Origin of the sequence: Bradyrhizobium sp. B097 (genome assembly GCF_038957035.1) — a bacterium.
Classification (GTDB): domain Bacteria; phylum Pseudomonadota; class Alphaproteobacteria; order Rhizobiales; family Xanthobacteraceae; genus Bradyrhizobium.
This window is the reverse complement of sequence record NZ_CP152412.1, coordinates 537,853-561,577: the sequence shown is the minus strand read 5'-3', so window position 1 is coordinate 561,577 and position 23,725 is coordinate 537,853. Positions and strand designations below refer to the sequence as shown.

Sequence of the window (23,725 nt, the reverse complement as noted above, 5' to 3'; positions counted from 1 at the left end):
CCATCGGGAGAGGTCGCGCCGAAGGCGCGGGTGAGGGGTCATGCCCTATCGTGGGACCTGTGCCCCCTCACCCGGCGCTTCGCGCCGACCTCTCCCCGCTGGGGAGAGGTGAAGACCTCGCCTATGCAACTCATCGCAAGCATCGTTCCGTAGCACATCGGCGAAGGGAGAAAGCCAGGGTGTTTGCCTATATCGTGCGGCGGCTGTTCCTGATGCTCGTGACCCTGTTCGGGATCTCGGTCATCATCTTCGTGCTGCTGCGCGTCGTTCCGGGCAACATCGTTGACATCCTGTTCGACGCCGCAGGGTTCGTCGATCCCGCCGACAAGGCCAATCTCGAGCGCGAGCTCGGCCTCAGCCAGCCGATCGTGATCCAGTATCTGCACTGGATCGGCGGCCTGCTGCACGGCGACCTCGGCTATTCCTATGTCTCCGAGAAGCCGGCGCTGGAGGAGATCCTGCCGCGGATTCCGATCACCGCGCGGCTTGCGGCATTGGCGCTGCTGTTCTCCGCCTCGATCGGCATCCCGCTCGGCGTCATCAGCGCCGTGCATCAGGGATCGAAGCTCGACTATGCGCTGCGCGTCGTCAGCCTCAGCGGCCTGTCGCTGCCGTCATTCTGGCTCGGCCTCTTGATCCTGATGGCCTCGGTCTCGCTGTTCGGCACCATGCCGATCTTCAATCCGAACCCGAAGACCTGGCTCGAGGCGCTGACCATCTATGCGGTGCCGGCGATGGCGGTCGGCTTCCGCAGCGCGGCGCTGACCATGCGCATCACCCGCTCCTCGATGCTGGAGATCCTGCGCCAGGACTACATCCGCACCGCGCGCGCCAAGGGCGCCTCCGAAGCCTCGGTGAACTACCACCACGCGCTGAAGAACGCCGTGCTGCCGGTCATCACCGTGATCGGCATCGAGGCCGCATTCCTGATCGGCGGCCTTATCGTGACGGAGACTGTGTTCAACATCCCCGGCATCGCGCGCTTCCTGGTCGAGGCGCTGCGCTGGCGCGACTACCCGATCGTGCAGAACCTCGTGATGTTCATCGCGGTCGTCGTCGTGGTCGTGAATTTTATCGTCGACATGCTCTATGCGGCCATCGACCCACGTATCCGGTTTGGGGACTAGCATGATCCGGAAAAGTGGGAACCGGTTTTCCGATAAGATCATGCTCAACTAAAGAGGCCCGATGGCGACGATCAATTTCGACAGCGAACTGCGACGCGCCGGGGCCAACGCCACCAGCGGCTGGGGGCGGTTCGCGTTCCTCGCGCAGCGCCATGTGCTCGGCACCATCGGCCTGATCATCATGCTGCTGTTCCTGCTGACCGCGATCTTTGCCGACCTGATCAGCCGCTACGATCCGCTCACCGTCGATTCCGCGCACCGGCTGGCCGCGCCCTCCATGCTGCACTGGTTCGGCACCGATTCGTTCGGCCGCGACGTCTGGAGCCGTATCGTCCATGGCGCGCGGATCTCGCTTGCGGTCGGCATCGGCTCAACGACGCTTGGCGCCACGCTCGGCGTCATTGTGGGTCTCACCTCAGGCTATCTCTCCGGCTGGGTCGACCTCGTGTTCCAGCGCGTGACCGACATCCTGCAATCGCTGCCGCTGCTGGTGCTCGCGCTTGTCATGACCGCGGCGCTCGGCCCGTCGCTGCCGAACGTGATCCTTGCGATCGCGATTCCCCTGATCCCGACGGTTGCCCGCGTAATCCGCGCCAACACGCTGGCGCTGCGCGAGCAACCGTTCGTGGAGGCCGCCAAATCGATCGGCATGAGCGAGACGCGCATCGCGCTGCGCCACGTGCTGCCGAACACGATGGCGCCGCTGATCGTGCTGGCCACCGCGCAGCTCGGCTCGACCATCCTGACCGAGGCGTCGCTGTCGTTCCTCGGCCTCGGCATTCCCGAGCCGTATCCGTCCTGGGGCCGCATGCTGTCGGAATCCGCCGCTGAATATGTCCGTACCGCGCCGTGGCTGGTGATCTTCCCTGGTATCGCGATCAGTCTCGCGGTGTTCGGCACCAACCTGTTCGGCGACGCGCTGCGCGACATCCTCGATCCGAGGCAGCGCGGCTGATGAGCGAGGCACCCCCGGCAGAGACGGTTCTCGACGTGAAGAACCTGGAGACGGTGTTCTTCACCAACTCCGGCCTGTTCCGCGCGGTCGACGACGTCTCGTTCTCGGTCCGCCGCGGCGAGACGCTCGCGATCGTCGGCGAATCCGGCTGCGGCAAGAGCGTCAGCGCGCTCTCGATCATGCGCCTGGTGCCCGATCCGCCCGGCCGCATCGTCGGCGGCTCGGTGACGCTCGAAGGCACCGACCTGCTAAAGCTCGACGATGCCGCGATGCGCGCCATCAGGGGCAACCGCATCTCGATGATCTTCCAGGAGCCGATGACCTCGCTCAATCCGGTGATGCGGATCGGCGACCAGATCACCGAGGCGGTGCGCCTGCATCGGAAGATGAGCAGCAAGGAAGCGTGGGCGCAGGCGGTCGACATGCTGCGGCTGGTGCGGATTCCAGAGCCGGAGCGCCGTGCGCAGGAATATCCGCATCAGCTCTCCGGCGGCATGCGCCAGCGCGCCATGATCGCGATGGCACTGGCGTGCCGGCCGGCGCTCCTGATCGCGGACGAGCCGACCACCGCGCTCGACGTCACCATCCAGGCGCAGATCCTTGCGCTGATCGTCGATTTGCAGCAGCGGCTCGGCACCGGGCTGATCCTGATCACCCACGATCTCGGCGTCGTCGCGCAGACCGCGCAGCGCGTGATCGTGATGTATGCCGGCAAGAAGGTCGAAGAGGCGACGGTCGAGTCGCTGTTCGAGACGCCGCTGCATCCCTATACGCGCGGGCTGATGGCCTCGATGCCGGCGGTGATCGCGCTCGGCGCGAAGACCGATGCGCGACTGACCGAAATTCCCGGCATGGTGCCGTCGCTGACCAATCTGCCGCCCGGCTGCGCCTTCGCGCCGCGCTGCAAGTTCGCGATCGACCGTTGCCTCAAGGAGTATCCGCCGCTCAACGAGGTCAAAAGCGATCACTGGGCGGCGTGCTGGCGCGCCGGCGAGATGGCGGAGGCGCCATGACCGAGCAACGCCCGCTCCTCGAGGTGACCGATCTCGTCAAGCACTACGCCGTGCGCGGCGGCGTGCTGCGCCGGCAGGTCGGCACCGTGCATGCGGTCGACGGCGTCAGCTTTTCGCTCGGCGCCGGCGAGACGCTCGGGCTGGTCGGCGAATCCGGCTGCGGCAAGTCGACGGTGGCGCGCACCGTGCTGCGGCTGGTCGAGCCGACCAGCGGCGCCATCAAGCTGGATGGCGAGGACATCGCACCGCTCAGCAAGAGTGCACTGCGGCCGTACCGTCGCTCGATGCAGATCGTGTTCCAGGACCCGTTCGCCTCGCTCAATCCACGCATGACGGCCGGCGATATCGTCGGTGAGCCCCTGATCGTGCATGGGCTCGCGACCGGCGCGAAGAAGCAGGAGCGCGTCGCGGAACTGTTCCAGCAGGTCGGTCTCCGGCCCGACCAGATGAAGAACTTTCCGCATCAGTTCTCCGGCGGACAGCGTCAGCGCATTTGCATCGCGCGTGCGCTGTCGCTCGGCCCGCGGCTGATCGTCTGCGACGAGCCGGTTTCCGCGCTCGACGTCTCGATCCAGGCGCAGGTGATCAATCTGTTGATCGACCTGCAGCGCAAGCAGAACTTCTCCTACCTGTTCATCGCGCACGACCTCGCGGTCGTCGCCCATATCAGCCACCGCGTCGCCGTAATGTATCTCGGCCGCATTGTCGAGATCGCCGACAAGCACGAGCTGTTTGCCAATCCGCGGCATCCCTACACCCAGGCACTGCTCGCCTCGGTGCCGATCGCCAACCCCAAGGCCAGGCGGCTGGCGCCGATGATCGACGGCGACGTGCCGAGCCCGATCAACCCGCCCTCGGGCTGTGCCTTCCACACCCGCTGCCGCTACGCGATGGATCGCTGCAAGACCGAACGCCCGCCGCTGCTGGCGGCCGGCACCGCGCATCAGGTCGCCTGCTGGCTGAATGACGGGACGGGGCGGATTGATCAGTAACTCGATGTCGTCCCTGCGAAAGCAGGGACCCATAACCACGACCGCTCGATGTTGAGCGACGCTGCGGCTCCAGCGCTTTCAACAACATCGTTCGGTGGTTATGGGTCCCGGGTCGCGCTTCGCTTGCCCGGGACGACGGCGGTTACGCCGCCGCCTCGATCTCCACGACGATCTTCCCCGTCGTCACCTGCTCGCCCTCGGCGACGTCGATCGACGACACCGTGCCCGCGACACCCGCCGTATGCACGTGTTCCATCTTCATCGCCTCCAGCGTCATCACGGGCTGGCCGGCCGCGACCTTGTCGCCGGCCTTCACCAGCACCGCGACGACCCGGCCGTTCATCGCCGCGCGGACCTTACCGTCACCGCCAGCGGCGGTCGCGTTCTCCGGCGGCGCCAGCGTGAGATCGCGCGCCGACAGCGTGACGCCGCGATGCAGGATGTGGAGCCGGTCGCTATCGCGCAGGAACCTGGCCTGCTCCATCAAGCCATCGTGGTGGAAGCGAATGCGGTCCTGATCGAGTTCGTCGATCACAAAGCCGAAACGATCGCCATTGCGGGTCGAGCGATAGCTGCCATCGCGCTCGCGGACAATCTCGATCTCCTGCACGCCGTGGCCGAGGTCGATCCGCAAGCCGAGCGGGAATGTCGCTGACAACGACCGTCCGCGCTGCCATGGCGGCGCGTGCGGATTGGTGACGTAAAGCAACAACGCCGCGAGCGCGAGGTCGCTGCCGCGATCAGGCCGCGGCGCCAAAAGCACATCGCGGTTGTTGCCGATGAAGGCCGTGTTCGCCTCGCCCTTGGCAAAGACCGGATGACGCAGGCAGTCGATCAGGAAGCCCTGATTGGTGGTGACGCCGAAGGCCGTGACCTGCTCCAGCGCGCAGATCAGCCTGCCCCGCGCCTCATCGCGGGTTGCGCCGTGGCTGATGACCTTGGCGATCATCGAATCATAAAACGGCGGAATCTCCGAGCCGGACTGCAGCGCGTGCTCGACGCGGATACCATCCGGCATCTGCCACCGCGCCATCGTGCCGGATTGCGGCATGAAGTCATGCCCGGCATCCTCCGAGCAGAGCCGCACCTCGATCGCGTGACCGGAGAAGGTGATGTCCTCTTGCCTCAGGCCGAGCGGCTCGCCGCGGGCGACGCGGAGCTGCAATTCGACCAGATCAAGCCCGATGATCGCCTCGGTGACGGGATGCTCGACCTGCAGCCGCGTGTTCATCTCCATGAAGTAGAAATTGCCGGCGCGATCGAGCAGGAACTCCAGCGTGCCGGCGCCCTCATAGCCGATCGCCTTGACTGCCTGCACGGCAACCGCACCCATCCGCGCGCGCAGCTCCGGCGTCACCGCCGGCGACGGCGCCTCCTCGATCAGCTTCTGGTGCCGCCGCTGCACCGAGCAATCGCGCTCGCCGAGATGGACGGCGTTGCCGTAGCGGTCGCCGAACACCTGAATCTCGATGTGGCGGGGATCGACGATCGCGCGCTCGAGGATGACGGTGGGATCGCCGAACGCCCCCTGCGCTTCCGAGCGCGCGCTGCGCAGCGCATCCGGAAATGCCGCGGCATCCGCGACCAGCCGCATGCCGCGGCCGCCGCCGCCGGCGACCGCCTTGATCATGACCGGAAAACCAATCGCCTTGGCTTCCGCCAGCATGATGGCGTCGCTCTGGTCAGCGCCTTGATAGCCGGGCACGCAGGGCACGCCAGCCTTCTGCATGATCTCCTTGGCACCGGCCTTGTTGCCCATCGCGAGGATCGCCTCCGGCGACGGACCGATGAACACCAGCCCGGCATCGCGGCAGGCTTGTGCAAAGTCCTCGTTCTCGGCGAGAAAGCCGTAGCCGGGATGCACGGCCCCGGCGCCACTCGCTTTCGCCGCGGCGATGATCGCGTCGATCTTCAGATAGGATTGCGCCGGCAGCGCCTCGCCGATCCGCACGGCCTGGTCGGCTTCGCGCACATGCAGCGCGTCGCGATCGGCGTCGGAGTAGACCGCAACGACGCCGTAGCCGAGCCGCCGCGCCGTACGCATGACGCGCAGCGCGATCTCGCCGCGATTGGCGATCAGTATCTTGAAGAACGGTGTCCGCTTCACGATTGCTCCGCTCATGGCCGCGCCACTGAGAACTGCATGGGCTGCGGGCTGCGTGCCTCGGCCTCGCGACAGATCGCCAGCACCTCTGACAGCACCGTCCGCGTATCGCGCGGATCGATCACGCCATCGTCGAGCACGCGGGCGCTGGTCGAGAACACGTCCATCTGGCCATCGAACACGCCGGTGATCTGCGCCTTCATCGCCTCCAGCTTCTCCTTCTCGATCGGCTTGCCGCGCCGCGCGGCCGCCGCCTCGGTGACGATCGCCATGGTCTCGGCGGCCTGCTCGCCGCCCATCACCGCGGTCTTGGCGTTGGGCCAGGAGAAGCAGAAGCGCGGATGGAAACCGCGGCCGCACATGCCGTAATTGCCGGCGCCGAACGAGGCGCCGCAATACAGCGTGATCTGCGGCACCGTCGCCGAGGTCACGGCCTGGATCATCTTCGAGCCGTGCTTGATCATGCCGGCCTCTTCATAGGCCTTGCCCACCATGTAGCCGGTGGTGTTGTTCATGTAGAGGATCGGCGTGCGCGACTGGCAGCAGGCCTGGATGAAGTGCGTCGCCTTGTTGGCGCCGGGCACATCGAGCGGCCCGTTATTGGTAATGATGCCGATCGCCTGCCCTTCGATGCGGGCATGACCGCAGACTGTGGCCGGGCCGTAATTGGCGCCGAACTCGGTGAAGTCGGAATCGTCGATAAAGCGCGCGATCGCCTGGCGCATGTCGACCGGACGCTTGTGGTCCATCGGCATGATGCCGAGCAATTCCTCCGCGTCATAACGCGGCGGCTTGAACGAGGATGTCTCCGGTGTCGGCCGATCCCACGGCAGCTTGGCCATGATGTCACGCGCGATGCGCAGGGCATCGCGGTCGTCCTCGGCGAGATAGTCGCCGAGGCCGGAGATCTGGGTGTGCATCTCGGCGCCGCCGAGCTCCTCCTCGGTCGCGATCTCGCCGGTGGCGGCCTTGAGCAAAGGCGGGCCGGCGAGGAACGCGCGGGTGCGGCCGCGCACCATCACGATGTAGTCGGAGAGCCCCGTCTGGTAGGCGCCGCCCGCGGTCGAGGAGCCGTGGGTGACGGTGACGACGGGAAGCCCCGCCGCCGACAGCCGCGCCAAATTGCGGAAGATGTTGCCGCCGCGGACGAAATCCTCGACCCGGTAGCGCAGCAGATTGGCGCCGGCGCTCTCGACCAGCTGCACATAAGGCAGCTTGTTCTCCAGCGCGAGCTCCTGCACCCGCAACGTCTTGTCGAGACCGTAGGGTTGCAGCGCGCCGGCGTCGATGCCGGCATCATTGGCGCTGACCATGCAGCGGATGCCGGAGACGAAGCCGATGCCGGCAACGAGGCCGCCGCCGGGTACGCTCTTCTCCGCGTCCGGCACATCGAACATATAGCCGGCGAGCGTCGAGAGCTCGAGGAACGGCGAGCCGGGATCGAGCACCAGCGCGACGCGCTCGCGCGGCAGCAGCTGGCCACGCTTGTGGAAGCGGTCCTTGGCCACGGCGGAGGCCGCGCGCGTGCGCTCCTCCAGCCCCCGCATCCGGGCGATCAGCGCCAGCATGCCGTCGCGATTGCCCTGGAACGCGGCGCTGCCGGTGGCGATGGTGTTCTCGATGATGGCCATGATTCTAACCTTCTTCGTCATTCCGGGGCAGCCCGAAGGGCTGAGCCCGGAATCCATACTCTCGATCGTGGTTATGGATTCCGGGCTCGCGCTGCGCGCGCCCCGGAATGACGAGGATAGAGATAGCCATCATCACGCGCTCTTTCCGTCGAAATATGCACTGTACTGCTGCCGCAGCTCGACCTTGCGCAGCTTGCCGGTCGCGGTCATCGGCATCTCCTCGAGAATACGCACCAGTTTCGGCACCTGGAAGCCGCCGAGATGCTTCCTGCAATGCGCCTCGATGCCGGCCTCGTCGGCCACCGCACCGGGCTTCAGCTTGACGAAGGCGCAGACTGCCTCGCCCCACTGCGGATGCGGCAGGCCGACCACGGCGGCATTCTGCACCGCGGGGTGCGCCAGCAATGTCTCCTCGATCTTGACGGACGCGACATTCTCGCCGCCCGACTTGATCATGTCCTTCTTGCGATCGAGGAACAACACCTCGCCATTGGCGTCGATCAGGGCAAGATCGCCGGTATGGTGCCAGCCGAACTTGCGCGCCTCCTCCGTCGACTTGGGGTCCTTGTAATAGCCCATCATCACGTTGGGTCCACGATGCACCAGCTCGCCGATCTCGCCGCGCGGCAGCAGGTTGCCGTTGTCGTCCATGATCGCGGTCTCGTTGACGATCAGCGACTCGCCCCAGTAATTGCCGAAGCGCTCAAGCTGCACCTCCGGCCGCGACATCGTCGTCGCCGGGTACATTTCGGTCTGGCCGCTGGTCAGCACGAAGTTCGGACACATGTCCGCGATCGCGCGTTCGAGCAGCGGCTTGCCCATCGGCGCCATCGTGTAGATGCAGCAGCGCAGGCCCGACAGATCGTAGTCGCGCCGGCGCGGATGATCCAGGATCGCCTGGTACATCAGCGACAGGCCGACGAACACCGTCAACCGGTCGCGGACGATCGCTTCCATGCAGACCACCGGATCGAAGCCGCGCATCAGCGCCATGCGGCCGCCGACCGAGAGATAGCTCAGCAGCAGCACGTGGCCGGCACAGTGGAACAACGGAAACTGCCCGGTGATCCCGTCATCGCGCGAAAGCTGCATCTCGATGCAGTTGCTCATTACAGCCATGACCACCGCGAGGTGGCAATGCATCGCGCCCTTCGGTCGCGAGGTCGTACCTGACGTATAGATGATCATCGCGAGATCGCGGTCGCTGATCTCGACGTCGGGCTCGATATCGGATTGCCCTTCGAGGAGGCCGTTGAACTCCTGCAAGCCGGTCTTGCCGACATTACCGGTCAGATCGATCGCGATCATCTCCATGCCGCGGGCCTCCAGCACGGCGCGCCGGTCAGCCTGACCGTGGAGATTGTCGTCGATGACGGCGAAGCGCACCTCGGCATGGCCGAGGATGTAATCCATGTCCGACGGACCGAGCATGGTGTTGATCGGCACCCAGACCAGGCCGGCGCGGTGGATGCCGAACAGCGCTTTGACGAACTCGACCGAGTTGTTGCAGATGGTCGAGATCTTCTCGCCCGGCTTCAGCCCGCGCTGCACCAGATGATTGGCGAAGCGATTGGCGTCGCGCTCGAGCTCGGTGAAGGTGACCTGCCTGCCGCCATCGGTCAGCGCGACGCGCTCCGGAAACCGCCGCGCGGCGCGCTTCAGGAGGTCGCCGATCGCGACCCGCCCGATGCGGCCCGGGCCGATGACGCCGCCGGTTGCTGCGAGATTGTCCATGTGCTTCCTCCTGCCTCGTCATTGCGAGGAGCGAAGCGACGAAGCAATCCATGCTGCCGCATTTGCGGAACGATGGATTGCTTCGCTTCGCTCGCAATGACGGCTGGTGCGGCCTAATGCCTGACCCCAAAAATCTGCCGCGCCTCGGCCGGGCTCGCGATCTCGCGCCCCGCTCGTTTCGCGCACGCGGCGAGGCCTTCAACGAGTTGCCCGTTCGACGTCACCTTGGTGCCGTCGCCGAGATAGAACGTATCTTCCAGCCCGCTGCGCAGATGGCCGCCGAGATCGGCGGCGCGCTGGTGCAGCGGCCAGATCTCGGCGCGGCCGATCGCGGTGACCTGCCAATGCGCATCCGGCGCCTTCAGCTTCAAGAGGATCGGCAGCAGTTCCGGATCGGCCGGCATGCCCGAGGCGACGCCCATGACGAAGTTGTATTCGAGCGGGCCGGAATACATGCCGGTCTGCCGGTACATGCCGACGCAGCGCACGATGCCGACGTCGAAGCACTCGAATTCGGGAATGGTGCCGGCGGCCTTCATCACATCGAGATAGTCCTGCACCTTCTCGACGGCGTTATCGAACATCATCGGCGGCCAGGCCCAGGTGTTGTCGGCCTTGACCTTCAGATAATTCAGCGAGCCGGCGTTGCAGGCGGCGATCTCGGGTTTTGTCTCGCGCACGCAGTCGAGCGCGCCCTGGTAGTTCGGGCCCGAGGTGCCGGTGGTGTGGTTGATGATCACGCCGGGGCAGGCCTCGCGGATCGCCTGCTGGATCTCCTTGCTGACGCCGACCTCCCACGACGGCAGGTGGCCCTTGTTCGGCGCCTGCTGACGCAGATGGATGTGCATGATGCTGGCGCCGGCGTTGAACGCGGCCCTGGCCTCGCGCGCCATCTCTTCCGGCGTCACCGGAACGTTGTGCTGCTTCGGGTCGGTAAGCACGCCGTTCAGCGCGCAGGTGATGACGGCCTTGTCGCTCATGGGTCTCTCGTCCGGGTTGCGGCGCACCTGCGCGGTTGATTTTCCCATGATGAGAAATTTGTCTGTGCGCCATCTTGCGTTGACTGGCTAAGTGGATGCGCTCACGACGGAATCCGCCGTCAGCCGGTTAACACAAGACGTGACGGCCATATGGCGCGTAGCCTTGCTTGCAAAGCAGAAGCGGCGCAACAAGCCGGCATCACGGGGAGAAAATCATGGTCTCGATCAACCGGCGCAGTTGGCTCACCGGCGCCGCAGGCGCGGGACTTGCCGCGGTCGCGGGCCTCAAGCCCGCGCTTGCCGAAGATACGCCCGGCGTCACCGCGACCGAGATCAGGATCGGCAGCACCACCTCGCTCAGCGGCCCGGTGTCCGCGCTCGGCGTGCAGGCGCGCTGCCAGGAAGCCTATTTCAAAATGCTGAACGAGCAGGGCGGCATCGCCGGCCGGCAGATCAAATACATCTATTACGACGACGCCTTCAATCCGGCGAAGACGGTCGAGCAGGTGCGCCGCCTGATCGAGAGCGACAATGTCGCCTTCCTGTTCAACATGCTCGGCACCGCGCCGAACTCGTCGGTCGTCAAATACATCAACGCCGCCAAGGTGCCGCATCTGTTCCTGTCGGTGAACGGCGACAAATGGGGCGACTACAAGAGCTATCCCTGGACCATGGGCTTCGCGCCGAGTGCGCGGACCGAGGCGCAGGTGTTCGTCAAATATGCGCTGAGCCAGAACAAGGACGCGAAGTTCGCGGTGCTCTACCAGAATGACGATCTCGGCAAGGATTTCGTCGCCGGCACCAAGGATGTGCTCGGCGAGCGGTTCGCGACCTCGGCGGTGGTGGCCTCGCACGAGGTCACCGATCCCACGATCGATTCCCAGATCGTCGCGCTGCGCGGCGCCAACCCCGACGTGCTGATCTCGGGCTCCACGGCGAAGTTCTGCGCGCAGTCGATCCGCAAGATCTACGAGCTCGGCTGGAAGCCGATGCATTTCATTGCCAGCGGCGCTGCCTCGATCTCCTCGACCATTGCGCCTGTCGGCCTCGACAAGTCGCAGGGCACGATCTCGTCGGCCTATGTGAAGGACGTCGCCGATCCGGCCTGGGCCAACGACCCCGGCGTGAAGGATTTCCTCGCCTTCATGGCGAAGTACTTCCCGGACGGCAATCCGAAGGAGGGCTACAGCCTCTATGCCTACACGGTGGCGCAGGTGCTGAAGATCGTGCTCGAGCAGTGCAAGGGCAACTTCACCCGCGACAACATTATGGCGCAGGCGAACAATCTCAGAGATGTCGAGGTCCCGACGCTGTTGCCCGGCATTCGCGTCAACACCAGCCCGACCAATCACCATCCGCTGCAGCAGCTTCAGCTGCAGCGGATCGAAGGGCCCGGCTGGTTGCGGTTCGGCGAAGTGATCCAAGGCGCGAATTTATGACCGTCGTCCCGGGCAAGCCAACGGGTCGGCGCAAAGCGCCGCCCGATGACAGGCTCCGCGCGACCCGGGACCCACAACCACGTATGGTAGTTATTTGAGCCCGCTGGAGCCGCAGCCGTCTAAACGACTGAGATCGGTGGTTATGGGTCCCTGCTTTCGCAGGGACGACGGACGGTCAGGTCAGCGCGCGCTCCTGCCCCGTCCGGTAGATCGCGAGATCCCGCGAGCCGGAGAAGATCGCGCGCGGCTTCAAGCCATAGAAGCGGCGGATCGAGTGGCTGAAATGCGTGCTATCGGGATAGCCGATATCCTGCGCGAGATGCGCGAGGTTGATGTCCTGGTTGGCGAAATGCAGCAGATGCCGCGCGCGCTTCCAGGCACGGAAGGAGCGGAACGAGATTCCGGTCTCCTCCTTGAACAGATGCAGGAAGCGCGAGGGCGACAGCCCGGCCTCGGTGGCGCAGCCTGCCGCGGTTACCGGCTCGCCGGAGAACTGCCCGATGCGGCTGATCGCGCGCACCACCCGCGGATCGAGCACACGCTGCGGCAGCGCGTCGCCGAAGCACATGGTGTCGAACTCGGCATTCGCGATCGCGTCGCGATGCTGCATCTCGGCAAGCGTCGCATAGGCGTTGCGGATCCGGTTCGCGAACAAATGCGAGTCGGGTCCTTGCAGGCGGCGGGCGACGGCTTCGAGCGTGCCGTCAGGCACGCTTTCCGGTTCGATCGCAACGCAGATCGCGGAGCGATATTCGCTGGTGATGGTGTGACGCAGGTTCGGCATCGTCACCGCGAGCTCGCCGTGGGACTCGCGGCCTTCGCTGGTCGACAGATGCAGGCCGTCGCGGATCGCGACATAGACATGGAATGCGCCCGGACAGCGCTCGCGCGGGCGACCGAGCAGCCCGGCATAGAACACCCGTTCCGGCGTGATCAGCATCCGGTGGCCGGACGGCTGGCCTGAGTTCTGGCACTTCGCGTCCACGATCGCGTCCATGGCGGTTCCTCCTCGCGCGGCTCTTTGGGCCGCTGCGGCGGGGCTACCATAGCGCAAATTCGGAGACTGTCACCGAGGCTAAACGTCGTCATTCCGGGGCGCATCGAAGATGCGAGCCCGGAATCTCGAGATTCCGGGTTCGATGCTAACGCATCGCCCCGGAATGACGAAGAAGTTACGGCCGCGCCCGCGGCGCAACGTTCTGTTCCTGCCCGGCTTTTTGCTCAGACGCCACCGCGCGCCTGTAACCTTCGCGCTGCTGCAGCCGCGCCCAATAGGCCGCGACATTCGGCCCGAAATCCTTGGCGAGGCCGATATTGCTGGCGAGCCGGAGCGCATAGCCGTTGGCAATGTCGGCGGCGGTGAAGCGTTCCGCGCAGAGGAATTCCGAGTTCGCGGCGGCGGCTTCCACCGCGCGCAGGCGGCCCAGGAACCATTTGGCATAATCGCCCGCGACCTGCGGGTTGCGCCGCTCCTCCGGCTCGAGCTGGCTGTAGCGAAGCACCAATGTCTGCGGAAAGGTCAGCGTCGCGTCGGAAAAATACATCCAGTTCAGGAACGCGCCATAGGCCGGCTCGTCGGGGCCTACGATCAACGGCGTCGGGCCATATTTGGTGCCGAGATAGTGGCAGATGCCGGAGGACTCCGTCATCTTCGTCTCGCCGTCGACCATGAACGGGATGGTGCCGAGCGGATTGATGCCGAGATATTCCTTGGCGAACACGCGCGGCGGGAACGGCAGCATCTTCAGCTCATAGGGCAGCCCGAGCTCCTCCAGCATCCACAGCGGACGGAACGAGCGCGCGGCATCGCAGTGATAGAGCGTGATCATCAGGCGTTTCCCTTTTGCTTCATCCCGGGCAGCGTACCCATCATCTTGCACAATACCATCAGCATCACCTCGTCGGCGCCGCCGCCGATCGAGGTCAGGCGGCTGTCGCGATAGGCGCGGCTGACCGGCGTCTCGTTGGTAAAACCCATGCCGCCCCAATATTGCAGGCAGGCGTCGGTGAGCTCGCGGCCGAGCCGGCCGGCTTTCAGCTTGGCCATGGTCGCGAGGCGCGTAACGTCCTCGCCGGCGACCAGCGCCTCGCCGGCGCGGTAGATCAGCGAGCGCAGCAGCTCGACCTCGGTCTGCATCTCCGCCAGCTTGAAGTGCACCACCTGGTTGTCGAGGATCGAGCCGCCGAACGCCTTGCGATTGCGGGTGTAGTCGATGGTCGCGTTGATGATGAATTCATGCGCCTTCAGGCAGGCGGCCGCACCCCACAGCCGCTCCTCCTGGAACTGGACCATCTGGTAGTTGAAGCCCTGGCCTTCCTCGCCGATCCGGTTGCGCTTCGGCACCCGGACATTGTCGAAGAAGATCTGCGCGGTGTCGGAGGAGCGCATGCCGAGCTTGTCGAGCTTGCGCGCGACCTGCACGCCCTTGGTCTTCATCGGCACGCAGATCAGCGACTTGTTGCGATGGACCTGACCGTCGCTGGTGTTGGCGAGCAGGCAGATCCAGTCGGCTTGGGTGCCGTTGGTGATCCACATCTTGCCGCCGTTGATGACGTAGTCGTCGCCGTCGGAGCGCGCATTGGTCTTGATCGAGGCGACGTCGGAGCCGGCGCCGGGCTCGGAGACGCCGATGCAGGCGACCTGATCGCCTGCAATCGCAGGCACCAGGAATTCGCGCCGCACCTCGTCGGAGCCGAACCGCGCCAGCGCCGGCGTTGCCATGTCGGTCTGCACCCCGATCGCCATCGGCACACCGCCGCAGGTGATGGCCCCTAACTCCTCGGCCATCATCAGCGCGTAGGAATAATCCAGCCCCTGGCCGCCGAATTCGACCGGCTTGTTGAGGCCGAGGAAGCCGAGATTGCCGAGCTTCTTGAACAGCTCATGTGCCGGGAAGATGTCGGCCTTTTCCCATTCGTCGACATGGGGATTGATCTCGGCCGCGATGAATTTCCGGAGCGCGCGGCGTGGCTCGTCGTGGTCGGCGGTGAAAAGCATTGTTCTTACCTCGTCATTCCGGGGCGATGCGAAGCATCGAGCCCGGAATCCATTTCACATCGAATCTGCGGCCTGATGGATTCCGGGCTCGCGCTACGCGCGCCCCGGAATGACGACGATTGGGTCGGGTTCATTTAGAGCCCCATCTGCCTTGACGCGAGATCCTTCATGATCTCCTCGGTGCCGCCGCCGATGGCGTTGACCTTGACCTCGCGGTAGATGCGCTCGACTTTGATGCCGCGCATGAAGCCGGCGCCGCCAAAGATCTGCACCGCCTCGGAGGCGCAGTGCGCCATGGTTTGTGTGGCCTGGTTCTTCATCATGCAGATCTCGGCGACCGGGCTTTCGCCTTGGCTGAGCCGCCACGCCAGCATTTCCAGCATCGCCTGCGAGGCTGCGACCTTCTGCGCCATGTCGACGATCTTGTGCCGGATCACCTGGTGCTGGGCGATCGGCTTGCCGAACGTCTTGCGCTCCTTGGCATAGGCGATCGCCTCGTCGAGGCAGACGCGCGCATAGGCGGTGCAGCTCGCCGCCATGCCCATGCGCTCGCTGTTGAAGTTGTACATGACCTGCTTGAAGCCCTGGCCTTCCTCGCCGATCAAATTCTCGACCGGCACGCGGCATTCGTCGAAATTCAAGGTGGCGGTATCCGACGCCCACCAGCCCATCTTCTTCAGCTTGGTGCGGGACAGGCCCGGCGTATTGCCCTCGATCAAGAGCAGGCTGACGCCGCCCGGCCCCTCGCCGCCGGTGCGCACCGCGACCGTCAGATAGTCGGCGCGCATCCCCGAGGTGATGAAGGTCTTCTCGCCGGAGACGACGTAATGGTCGCCGTCGCGCTGCGCCTTGGTGCGCAGGTTCGCGACATCGGAGCCGCCGCTCGGCTCGGTGATCGCCAGCGCGGAGATCTTCTTGCCCGCAAGCACCTCCGGCAGTACCCGCGCCTTGACCTCCGGGCGGGCGGCGCGGGCGATCGGCGGCGAGCCGATGGTGTGGCTCATCAGGCTCGCGGAGATGCCGCCGGCGCCGGCGCGCGCCAGTTCCTGCGAGGCCACGATCTTCATGAACTGGTCGGCGGCGATCCCGCCATATTCTTCCGGGAACCCGAGGCCGAGCAGCCCGATTTCGGACGCCTTGGCATAGAGCGCGCGTGGAAACTCGCCCTCTTCGTCCCATTGGTGGGCATAAGGCTCGATTTCCTTGGCCACAAAGCGCCGCATCACCTCGCGAAAGGCCTCATGCTCGCTGGTGTAGAACGGGTTTGCCATCCGCGTGCTCCGTTGATTCCCGCCTCCGACGATGTCCGGATTTTTCCCTGTTCACTTGCGTCGAGTCGCTGTTCGCCGGATCGGGTTTCCATCTGGCCACTCGCCAGCCACTAAACGCAAGACAGTATCCTAATACGCCCCCTCCACTGCCAATTCATGGCATCAATCGAGCCAGGAACAGGCGGCGCAAGACTGCCGTTCCAGAGGAGGGAAATTTGCCGGTTCGTTATTACGACTGGATCGCGCATCATCGCCGGCGCACGCCGGACAAGATGGCGCTTGTCGATCTCGCGAGCGGTCGCCGCTTCAGCTATGCGGAACTCGACGCCCGCGTGTCGCGGCTGGCGGGCTATCTGCGCGACACCCTCAAGGTCGCCAGTGGCGACCGGGTCGCGGTGCTGGCGCTGAACACGACCGATACGCTGGAGGTGCAGTTCGCCTGCTTCCGGATCGGGGCGGTCTTCCTACCGCTCAACACCCGCCTCACCGTTCCTGAGCTGCGCTACATCACCGGCGATGCCGCGCCCAAGGTGATGATCCATGACGACGAGCTCGCCGAGACCGCACTTGCGGTCGCCAAACTCTGCGATGTCGCATCGACCGTGCGGCTCGGCCCGGGCGGTGCCTATGAGGCCGGCATCGCGGCGGCGAAACCGCTCGAACGGTTCGAGGAGGTCACGCTCGATGACATCTCGACCATCATGTACACCTCGGGCACCACGGGCCAGCCCAAGGGCGCGATCATCACGCATGGGATGACGTTCTGGAATTGCGTCAATCTCGGCGGCCCCGCCTACATCTCACCGGCCTCGGTGCTGCTGACCGTGCTGCCGCTGTTCCACACCGGCGGGCTGAATTGCTACACCAATCCGGTGCTGCATGCCGGCGGCACGGTGCTGATCATGCGCGCGTTCGATCCCGGCGAGGCGCTGAAGCTGATCGGCGATCCCGCGCAAGGCATCAACGTGTTCTTCGGCGTGCCCGCGATCTACCAGTTCATGGCGCAGCATCCGGCCTTCGCATCAGTGGATTTCAGCCGCCTGATGATCGGCGGGGTCGGCGGCGCGCCTATGCCGGTGCCGCTGCTGAAAACCTGGGAGGCGCGCGGCGTCGCGCTGCAGCAGGGCTACGGCATGACCGAAACCTCGCCTGCGGTGATGGTGCTCGACCGCGAGGATGCCGCGCGCAAGGCCGGCTCGTCCGGCAAGCCGGTGCTGCACACGGAAGTGAGAATCGTGCGGCCCGACGGCAGCGATGCGGCGGTCGGTGAACTCGGCGAGCTCTGGGTCAAGGGCCCGAACATCACGCCGGGTTACTGGAACCGGCCGGACGCCAACGCCTCGTCCTTCACCGACGGCTGGCTGCACACCGGCGACGCCACGCGGATCGACGAAGAAGGCTTCTACTACATCGTCGACCGCTGGAAGGACATGTACATCTCCGGCGGCGAGAACGTCTATCCGGCCGAGGTCGAGAGCGTGCTGCATCAATTGACAGCCGTCGCCGAGGCCGCCGTCATTGGCATCCCGAACGAGCAATGGGGCGAGGTCGGGATGGCCGTGATCGCCGTGAAGCCGGGCCATACGCTGACGCCGGCCGAGATTCACGCGCATTGCCAAGCCAATCTGGCGCGGTTCAAGTGCCCGCGCCTGATCGAATTCATCGATGCCCTGCCGCGGAATGCGACAGGCAAAATTCATAAGCCGACGCTCCGGCAGCAATTCAGCCGGCCGAAGCCAACTGATACGGCCGCATAAGCCCGGGGACGCGTGTCGCGTCTCCCTGGCCATATCGAGAGAAGTGTTGCCCGCAACCGTCTGCCGGGACCGGCTGCGGGTTCGTTGCGTAAGTCCCCAACCAGAATCAATCGAGGAAATTGCCTTTATGAAAACCACAAAATTGTCGCTGCTGGCCGCCGCCGCGGCGCTCTGCCTGCTCTCCACCCAGGCCGCCTTTGCACAAAAGAAGTATGACACCGGCGCCTCCGACACCGAGATCAAGATCGGCAATGTCGAGGCCTATAGCGGTCCCGCCTCCGCCTACGGCATCATCGGCAAGACCGAAGAAGCCTATTTCAAGATGATCAACGATCAGGGCGGCATCAACGGCCGCAAGATCAACTGGATCTCCTATGACGACGGCTACTCGCCGCCGAAGACCGTGGAGCAGATCCGCAAGCTGATCGAAAGCGACGAGGTGTTCCTGGTGTTCAACGCGCTGGGCACGCCGACCCAGACCGCGGTGCAGAAGTATCACAACGCCAAGAAGGTACCGCAGCTGTTCCTCGCCACCGGCGCCAGCAAGTGGAACGATCCGAAGGATTTTCCGTGGACCATGGGCTTCCAGCCGAGCTATCGCGTCGAGGCGCGGATCTTCGGCAAGTACATCCTCAAGGCCAAGCCGGATGCCAAGGTCGTGATCTTCTATGCCAATGACGATTTCGGCAAGGACTACCTGGTCGGCCTCAAGGAGGTGCTCGACAAATCGAGCGTCAAGATCGTCGCCGAGGAAAGCTACGAGACCACAGAGCCGTCGATCGATTCCCACATCGTCAAGCTGAAGGACACCGGCGCCGACGTGTTCGTCAACATCTCGACGCCGAAATTCGCCGCGCAGGCGATCAAGAAGATCGCGGAGCTCGGCTGGAAACCGATGCACGTGATGACCGACGTCTCGATCTCGATCGGCGCTGTCATGAAGCCCGCCGGACTCGAGGCTTCCGAAGGCGTGCTGTCGGCCGGCTATCTCAAGGACGCGTCCGATCCGCAGTGGAAGAATGACGAGGGCATGAAGAAGTTCATGGCCTTCGCCGAGAAGTACATGCCGGGCGCCAATCTGTCCGACGCCAATCTGGTCTATGGCTACGCCGCGGCACAGACCATGGTGCAGGTGCTGAAGCAGGCCGGTGACAATTTGACGCGTGAGAACGTGATGAAGCAGGCCGCCAGCCTGAAGGACTTCACGCCCGACACGCTGATCCCCGGCATCCGGATCAACACCAGCGCGACCGACTTCGCCCCGGTCGAGCAGCTCAAGATGATGCAGTTCAAGAACGGACAGTGGGAGCTGTTCGGCGACATCATCAGCGCCGAGACCGGCGGCTAGCGCCACGCGCTCGAACAGCGAGCATCAGGTACCGCGAAGCCGCCCATCCGGGCGGCTTCGTTGTTTCGGCGAGCACTCTCACCGTCACCCTGAGGAGCCGCGAAGCGGCGTCTCGAGGGGTCGACGGCCCGATAGGTGGCCGTGCATCCCTCGAGGCTCGCTGCGCTCGCACCTCAGGATGACGGGGCAAGTTTTTGTCGACGTCAGCCCGGCAGGAAGATCGCGAACGGCTCGTCGATCGTGCGGCGCAGATGCTCGCGATAGAGGGCGTAGTTGGCATCGTCGGCCGATACCCGGCCGAGGCTCGGCTTCGGCACGTTCTTCACCGGCAGGAATGCGATCGCCGCGGCGACCGGCGTCAGGAGCGAGCCGCGGCCGGCGAGCAGCGTCGTGATGATGCCGTACATCTCACCGGAATTGCGCGGGCGCGAGACCGTGATCACGCGATGCTGGCCCTGTCGGTTGGTGACGAGATAGACGAAGCCCGATTCATTGGGCACCGCCACCTCGCCATACTGGGTGTAATCGGCATCCTGCCGCTCGCCCTCGCGGAAGCCGAGCGATGACGCCGCATCGTCCCAGGCGATCTCGGTCCGATAGGCATAGAACGAGCCTTGCTCGCCGAACGACGGGCGCACCGTGATGTAAGTCCCTTCGATCCGCGCCACCGAGCGGCGCGAATAGGATCCGAGGCTGTCGGGTGCGATCCCGCCATTGGCAGGCGCGGCCAAGCTGATCGCCTCCGGCAGCTTGCGCAGGGACACGCCGAGCGCCTGCTCGAGCCGCACGGTGGTCGCCAGCGTGAACGGGCGGCGGCCGCCGAGCACCTTCTCCAGTGTCGACAAGCTGAGCTTCGCCTGCTCGGCAAGCGTCTGCCGCGAGATGCGGCGGCGCGCGATTTCCTCCCGGATGGTCTCCGCGACCTGCTGGCTCTGCTCGGCGGAAAGCTGCTTGTCCGGCGTCGGCATCGTGGTCCTGCGCTGATTCCCCATCAATCCGCGCAGTCTAGCAGACCGGACAATCCATCACAAAGCCGCACAAACCCGCCTCGGACGGCGGCGGGCCGCGCCGGACGGCGGCCAATCATTGCCGATCATTCTGCTCGCGCCAAAACCGCCGCTCTCCATGATCGCGAAGCAGCGAAAGCCTCGCTCGGGAGTGACGAAAATGACGATTTACGATGCATGTGAGAGCAGCCCGCAGATCCGCCTATCGCGCCGGATGCGCATCGCGCTGTTCTTCCTGGTGGAAGGTGTCGCCGCGCTGGTGATCGGCTTCGCGGCGCTGTTCGTGAGCTTTGATCCGGTGTGGTCGGCCGAGTTGCCGCAGCAGGCGGTGCTGCGGCCGAGCGAGGCGCGCTCCGGCTCGCTGCTGTTCGAGACCGACGACGGCTATGCCGACGCGACCAGGCTCGGCATCGATGTCGACCTCACCGTGTCCGGTCCGACGGTCCGTGCCCGCGTCACGCAGATCTTCCGCAATCCGACCAAGGACTGGGTGGAAGCGACCTATGTCTATCCGCTGCCGGCCGGCGGCGCGGTCGACACGCTGAAGATGGTGGTCGGCGACCGCATCGTGGTCGGCGACATCAAAGAACGGCAGCAGGCCCGCGCGATCTACGAACAGGCCAAACAGAATGGCCAGAAGGCCGCGCTCACCGAGCAGGAGCGGCCGAACATCTTCACCAATTCGGTCGCCAATATCGGCCCCGGCGAGACCGTGCTGGTGCAGATCGAATATCAGGAGCCGGTGCAGCAGAACGGCAACGAGTTCTCGCTGCGGGTGCCGATGGTGGTCGGCCCGCGCTACAATCCGCGGCCGGTGGTGCAGAGCGTCGACCTCCGCGCCGATGGCAGCGGCTGGGGCGCCACCACGACCGATCCCGTTTCGGATCGCGATCGCATCACCTCCGAAGTGCTCGATCCCGCAACGAACGCCCCGGTCAATCCAACCAACATCACGGTGCACCTCAACGCCGGCTTCGCGCTCGGCGAAGTGAAAAGCCATTTCCACCAGGTCAGGATCGAGAGCCCCGACAGCACCACGCGCATCGTCAAGCTCGCCGAAGGCCCGGTGCCGGCCGATCGCGATTTCGAGCTGAGCTGGAAGCCGACCGCCGAGAAGGCGCCGTCGGTCGGGCTGTTCCGCGAGCATGTCGGCAATTCCGACTATCTGCTGGCCTTCGTCACCCCGCCATCGGTCGAACAGGCGCAACAGAAGGCCCTGCCGCGTGAAGTGATCTTCGTGATCGACAATTCCGGCTCGATGGGCGGCACCTCGATCATCCAGGCCAAGGCGAGCCTCATCTACGCGCTCGGCCGCCTGCAGCCGACCGACCGCTTCAACGTGATCCGCTTCGACGACACCATGGACACGCTGTTCCCGGCGCCGGTTGCGGCCAACAGTGCCAATATCGGCAACGCGACGGCGTTCGTCAGCGCGTTGCAGGCGCGCGGCGGCACCGAAATGGTAGCGGCAATGCGCGCAGCGCTCTCCGACACCAACCATGACGATGCCGACCACGTCCGCCAGGTCGTGTTCCTGACCGACGGCGCCATCGGCAACGAGCAGCAATTGTTCGAGACCATCAGCGCGCTGCGCGGCCGCTCGCGCGTTTTCATGGTCGGCATCGGCTCGGCGCCGAACACCTATTTAATGACGCGCGCCGCCGAGCTCGGCCGCGGCACCTTCACCCATATCGGCTCGGTCGAGCAGGTCGACGAGCGGATGCGCGACCTGTTCGCCAAGCTGGAGAATCCGGCGGTGACCAACCTGTCCGCAAAGTTCTCCGCGGCGGCGGCCGACCTGACGCCGTCGGCACTGCCCGATGTCTACCGCGACGAGCCGCTGGTGCTGGCCGCGAAGCTCGACAAGCTTGCCGGCTCGGTCGAGATCAAGGGCCGCATCGGCGATCGTCCGTGGAGCGTGACGCTGCCGCTCGCGAATGCCGCCGAAGGCAAGGGCCTCTCCAAGCTGTGGGCGCGCCGCAAGATCGCGGATGCCGAGGTTGCGCGCACCACGCGGCAGGCGAGCCCGGAGGATGCCGACAAGACCATCCTTGCACTGGCGCTGGAGCATCAGCTTGTGACGCGGCTGACCAGCCTGGTTGCGGTCGACAAGACGCCGAGCCGTCCCGAAGGCGAGCCGCTGAAGCTTGCTGAACTGCCGCTCAACCTGCCCGCGGGCTGGGAGTTCGCAAAGGTATTCGGCGAGCGTCCGCGCCTGCCGGTTGCACCGACCGAACGCCGCGCCGACGCCGGCGACGGCAAGGTGCAGCTCGCCGCACTGAAGCGGTCACCGGTCGCGACGCCAGGTCCCGGCACGATCCGGCTGCCGAAGACCGCGACCGATGCCGAATTGAAGATGATCGCGGGTGTGATCCTGCTCACGGTCAGCCTTCTGCTTCTGGTGTTCAACCGACGTCAGACGTCGTCCCACTGACGTCGGATGAAAGGAGGAGGTGCCCCCGACCTCCTCTTTCAAGAGCGCGCGCGGCCTTCTCACCCGTCCCCCCGGGGGCCGCGCGCGCCACTCTTTCTCAACCGTCATTGCGAGCGAAGCGAAGCAATCCATGTCACCGCGCGGGGAAGTATGGATTGCTTCGTCGCTACTCTCCTCGCAATGACGAGGATTGGAGAACATGCACCGCTTCATCCTCCCCCTCGCCTTCGCCCTCATCGGCCTGATCCTGTTCGGCCAGGGCGCCTATATCCACGCCAAGGCGGTGCTCGCGCAGGTGCTACTGGAGCGCGCTTTCGCGCAGAGCATCGCGACCGGCCATCCCGTGAAGCCCTGGCGCTGGGCCGATACCTGGCCGGTGGCGCGGATCGAGGTGAAGCGCCTGCACGCGTCCGCGGTTGCGCTTGCCGGCAGCAGCGGTCAGGCGCTGGCGTTCGGCCCCGGCCATGTCGAAGAGACCGTCGATGCCGGCGAGCCGGGCGTTGCGGTCTATTCCGCGCATCGCGACACCCATTTCCGATTTCTGAAGGATGTCACAATCGGTGACGAGATCGACGTCACGAGAAGCGACGGCAAGATGTTTCGCTACCTCGCCGATCGCAGCTCGATCGTCCGCTTCGACCAGTCCGGCATCGATCCGCTCACCAACCGGTATGAGCTGGTGCTGTCGACCTGCTGGCCGTTCGACGCGCTGACGTCCGGCCCCGAGCGCTATCTGCTGCACGCGACCATGATCGACCCGAATTCGAGCCGACCCGAATCAGGTTCCTGATCCGCATCGATTTTGCGCCTGCCGGGATATTGCAAGCGATGCCCTGACTTGCAGCAGCGTGAGTTGCCACCCCCTTCCATCAGCCATAAAAACAATGAAAAATCGCGTTCTGCGGTAATCCGCCGTGGGCCACAGGAAACGAACA

The 23,725-nt window shown here is 65.2% G+C and carries 18 protein-coding genes; 9 read left to right on the top strand and 9 right to left on the bottom strand.

The window, feature by feature from the left end:
- The first annotated feature begins 179 nt into the window (after positions 1-179).
- The 4 genes from AAFG07_RS02635 (at position 180) to AAFG07_RS02620 (ending at position 4,087) form a co-directional block, all read left to right on the top strand.
- Entirely contained in the window at positions 180-1,127 is a 948-nt protein-coding gene (locus AAFG07_RS02635) for an ABC transporter permease (protein WP_342725888.1), read from the top strand.
- A gap of 61 nt (positions 1,128-1,188) precedes the next feature.
- On the top strand, positions 1,189-2,082 hold the full coding sequence (locus AAFG07_RS02630) for an ABC transporter permease (protein WP_342725887.1): 894 nt from the start codon (positions 1,189-1,191) through the stop codon (positions 2,080-2,082).
- Positions 2,082-3,095: an ABC transporter ATP-binding protein gene (locus AAFG07_RS02625; RefSeq protein WP_342725886.1), complete on the top strand. Its 1,014-nt coding sequence runs from the start codon at positions 2,082-2,084 to the stop codon at positions 3,093-3,095. Before AAFG07_RS02630 ends, AAFG07_RS02625 begins: the two co-directional genes overlap by 1 nt.
- Positions 3,092-4,087, top strand: coding sequence for a dipeptide ABC transporter ATP-binding protein (locus AAFG07_RS02620; RefSeq protein WP_342725885.1), 996 nt, complete (start codon positions 3,092-3,094; stop codon positions 4,085-4,087). Before AAFG07_RS02625 ends, AAFG07_RS02620 begins: the two co-directional genes overlap by 4 nt.
- A gap of 142 nt (positions 4,088-4,229) precedes the next feature.
- Here the strand turns inward: AAFG07_RS02620 and AAFG07_RS02615 are convergent, their stop codons facing one another.
- The 4 genes from AAFG07_RS02615 to AAFG07_RS02600 all read right to left on the bottom strand — a co-directional run bounded on the left by AAFG07_RS02615 (position 4,230) and on the right by AAFG07_RS02600 (position 10,536).
- A complete protein-coding gene (locus AAFG07_RS02615; protein ID WP_342725884.1) occupies positions 4,230-6,209 on the bottom strand; it encodes an acetyl-CoA carboxylase biotin carboxylase subunit in 1,980 nt (659 codons plus the stop codon).
- Positions 6,206-7,822, bottom strand: coding sequence for a carboxyl transferase domain-containing protein (locus AAFG07_RS02610; RefSeq protein ID WP_342725883.1), 1,617 nt, complete (start codon positions 7,820-7,822; stop codon positions 6,206-6,208). The genes AAFG07_RS02615 and AAFG07_RS02610 overlap by 4 nt, the downstream gene beginning before the upstream one ends.
- A gap of 132 nt (positions 7,823-7,954) precedes the next feature.
- Positions 7,955-9,556 (bottom strand): AMP-binding protein, encoded by a 1,602-nt coding sequence (locus tag AAFG07_RS02605; RefSeq protein WP_342725882.1) that lies wholly within the window; start codon positions 9,554-9,556, stop codon positions 7,955-7,957.
- Positions 9,557-9,669: 113 nt separating this feature from the next.
- Positions 9,670-10,536 (bottom strand): 3-keto-5-aminohexanoate cleavage protein, encoded by an 867-nt coding sequence (locus tag AAFG07_RS02600; protein WP_342725881.1) that lies wholly within the window; start codon positions 10,534-10,536, stop codon positions 9,670-9,672.
- 215 nt (positions 10,537-10,751) lie between these two features.
- Here AAFG07_RS02600 and AAFG07_RS02595 point away from each other — a divergent pair, with 215 nt between their 5' ends.
- A complete protein-coding gene (locus tag AAFG07_RS02595) occupies positions 10,752-11,975 on the top strand; it encodes an ABC transporter substrate-binding protein (protein ID WP_342725880.1) in 1,224 nt (407 codons plus the stop codon).
- A 175-nt stretch (positions 11,976-12,150) separates the two neighbouring features.
- On the opposite strand, the gene AAFG07_RS02590 is transcribed toward AAFG07_RS02595, so the two are convergent.
- From AAFG07_RS02590 to AAFG07_RS02575, 4 genes are all read right to left on the bottom strand, one after another.
- Positions 12,151-12,972: a helix-turn-helix domain-containing protein gene (locus tag AAFG07_RS02590; protein ID WP_223974643.1), complete on the bottom strand. Its 822-nt coding sequence runs from the start codon at positions 12,970-12,972 to the stop codon at positions 12,151-12,153.
- 175 nt (positions 12,973-13,147) lie between these two features.
- Positions 13,148-13,804: a glutathione S-transferase family protein gene (locus tag AAFG07_RS02585; RefSeq protein WP_342725879.1), complete on the bottom strand. Its 657-nt coding sequence runs from the start codon at positions 13,802-13,804 to the stop codon at positions 13,148-13,150.
- On the bottom strand, positions 13,804-14,973 hold the full coding sequence (locus AAFG07_RS02580) for an acyl-CoA dehydrogenase family protein (protein WP_342725878.1): 1,170 nt from the start codon (positions 14,971-14,973) through the stop codon (positions 13,804-13,806). Before AAFG07_RS02580 ends, AAFG07_RS02585 begins: the two co-directional genes overlap by 1 nt.
- 134 nt (positions 14,974-15,107) lie before the next feature.
- Complete coding sequence (locus tag AAFG07_RS02575) at positions 15,108-16,244, bottom strand: acyl-CoA dehydrogenase family protein (protein ID WP_342725876.1); 1,137 nt, start codon at positions 16,242-16,244, stop codon at positions 15,108-15,110.
- 215 nt (positions 16,245-16,459) lie between these two features.
- Here AAFG07_RS02575 and AAFG07_RS02570 point away from each other — a divergent pair, with 215 nt between their 5' ends.
- Together AAFG07_RS02570 and AAFG07_RS02565 are read left to right on the top strand one after the other, a co-directional pair.
- Complete coding sequence (locus tag AAFG07_RS02570; protein ID WP_342725875.1) at positions 16,460-18,001, top strand: long-chain fatty acid--CoA ligase; 1,542 nt, start codon at positions 16,460-16,462, stop codon at positions 17,999-18,001.
- A 127-nt stretch (positions 18,002-18,128) separates the two neighbouring features.
- Entirely contained in the window at positions 18,129-19,349 is a 1,221-nt protein-coding gene (locus AAFG07_RS02565) for an ABC transporter substrate-binding protein (protein WP_342725874.1), read from the top strand.
- 203 nt (positions 19,350-19,552) lie between these two features.
- Here the strand turns inward: AAFG07_RS02565 and AAFG07_RS02560 are convergent, their stop codons facing one another.
- Positions 19,553-20,317 (bottom strand): helix-turn-helix transcriptional regulator, encoded by a 765-nt coding sequence (locus tag AAFG07_RS02560; RefSeq protein WP_342725873.1) that lies wholly within the window; start codon positions 20,315-20,317, stop codon positions 19,553-19,555.
- A 199-nt stretch (positions 20,318-20,516) separates the two neighbouring features.
- On the opposite strand from AAFG07_RS02560, the gene AAFG07_RS02555 reads away from it, so the two are divergent.
- Together AAFG07_RS02555 and AAFG07_RS02550 are read left to right on the top strand one after the other, a co-directional pair.
- Complete coding sequence (locus AAFG07_RS02555; RefSeq protein WP_342725872.1) at positions 20,517-22,790, top strand: marine proteobacterial sortase target protein; 2,274 nt, start codon at positions 20,517-20,519, stop codon at positions 22,788-22,790.
- A 199-nt stretch (positions 22,791-22,989) separates the two neighbouring features.
- Positions 22,990-23,580, top strand: coding sequence for a class GN sortase (locus AAFG07_RS02550; RefSeq protein ID WP_342725871.1), 591 nt, complete (start codon positions 22,990-22,992; stop codon positions 23,578-23,580).
- Positions 23,581-23,725 lie beyond the last annotated feature (145 nt).

Bases quoted from the DNA above. Each gene is read 5' to 3' on its own strand.
- AAFG07_RS02555 (WP_342725872.1), top strand. From the start codon at position 20,517: ATGACGATTTACGATGCATGTGAGAGCAGCCCGCAGATCCGCCTATCG.
- AAFG07_RS02600 (WP_342725881.1), bottom strand. From the start codon at position 10,536: ATGAGCGACAAGGCCGTCATCACCTGCGCGCTGAACGGCGTGCTTACC.
- AAFG07_RS02550 (WP_342725871.1), top strand. From the start codon at position 22,990: ATGCACCGCTTCATCCTCCCCCTCGCCTTCGCCCTCATCGGCCTGATC.
- AAFG07_RS02610 (WP_342725883.1), bottom strand. From the start codon at position 7,822: ATGGCCATCATCGAGAACACCATCGCCACCGGCAGCGCCGCGTTCCAG.
- AAFG07_RS02565 (WP_342725874.1), top strand. From the start codon at position 18,129: ATGAAAACCACAAAATTGTCGCTGCTGGCCGCCGCCGCGGCGCTCTGC.
- AAFG07_RS02595 (WP_342725880.1), top strand. From the start codon at position 10,752: ATGGTCTCGATCAACCGGCGCAGTTGGCTCACCGGCGCCGCAGGCGCG.
- AAFG07_RS02605 (WP_342725882.1), bottom strand. From the start codon at position 9,556: ATGGACAATCTCGCAGCAACCGGCGGCGTCATCGGCCCGGGCCGCATC.
- AAFG07_RS02615 (WP_342725884.1), bottom strand. From the start codon at position 6,209: ATGAGCGGAGCAATCGTGAAGCGGACACCGTTCTTCAAGATACTGATC.
- AAFG07_RS02630 (WP_342725887.1), top strand. From the start codon at position 1,189: ATGGCGACGATCAATTTCGACAGCGAACTGCGACGCGCCGGGGCCAAC.
- AAFG07_RS02560 (WP_342725873.1), bottom strand. From the start codon at position 20,317: ATGCCGACGCCGGACAAGCAGCTTTCCGCCGAGCAGAGCCAGCAGGTC.
- AAFG07_RS02625 (WP_342725886.1), top strand. From the start codon at position 2,082: ATGAGCGAGGCACCCCCGGCAGAGACGGTTCTCGACGTGAAGAACCTG.
- AAFG07_RS02585 (WP_342725879.1), bottom strand. From the start codon at position 13,804: ATGATCACGCTCTATCACTGCGATGCCGCGCGCTCGTTCCGTCCGCTG.
- AAFG07_RS02620 (WP_342725885.1), top strand. From the start codon at position 3,092: ATGACCGAGCAACGCCCGCTCCTCGAGGTGACCGATCTCGTCAAGCAC.
- AAFG07_RS02590 (WP_223974643.1), bottom strand. From the start codon at position 12,972: ATGGACGCGATCGTGGACGCGAAGTGCCAGAACTCAGGCCAGCCGTCC.
- AAFG07_RS02580 (WP_342725878.1), bottom strand. From the start codon at position 14,973: ATGCTTTTCACCGCCGACCACGACGAGCCACGCCGCGCGCTCCGGAAA.
- AAFG07_RS02575 (WP_342725876.1), bottom strand. From the start codon at position 16,244: ATGGCAAACCCGTTCTACACCAGCGAGCATGAGGCCTTTCGCGAGGTG.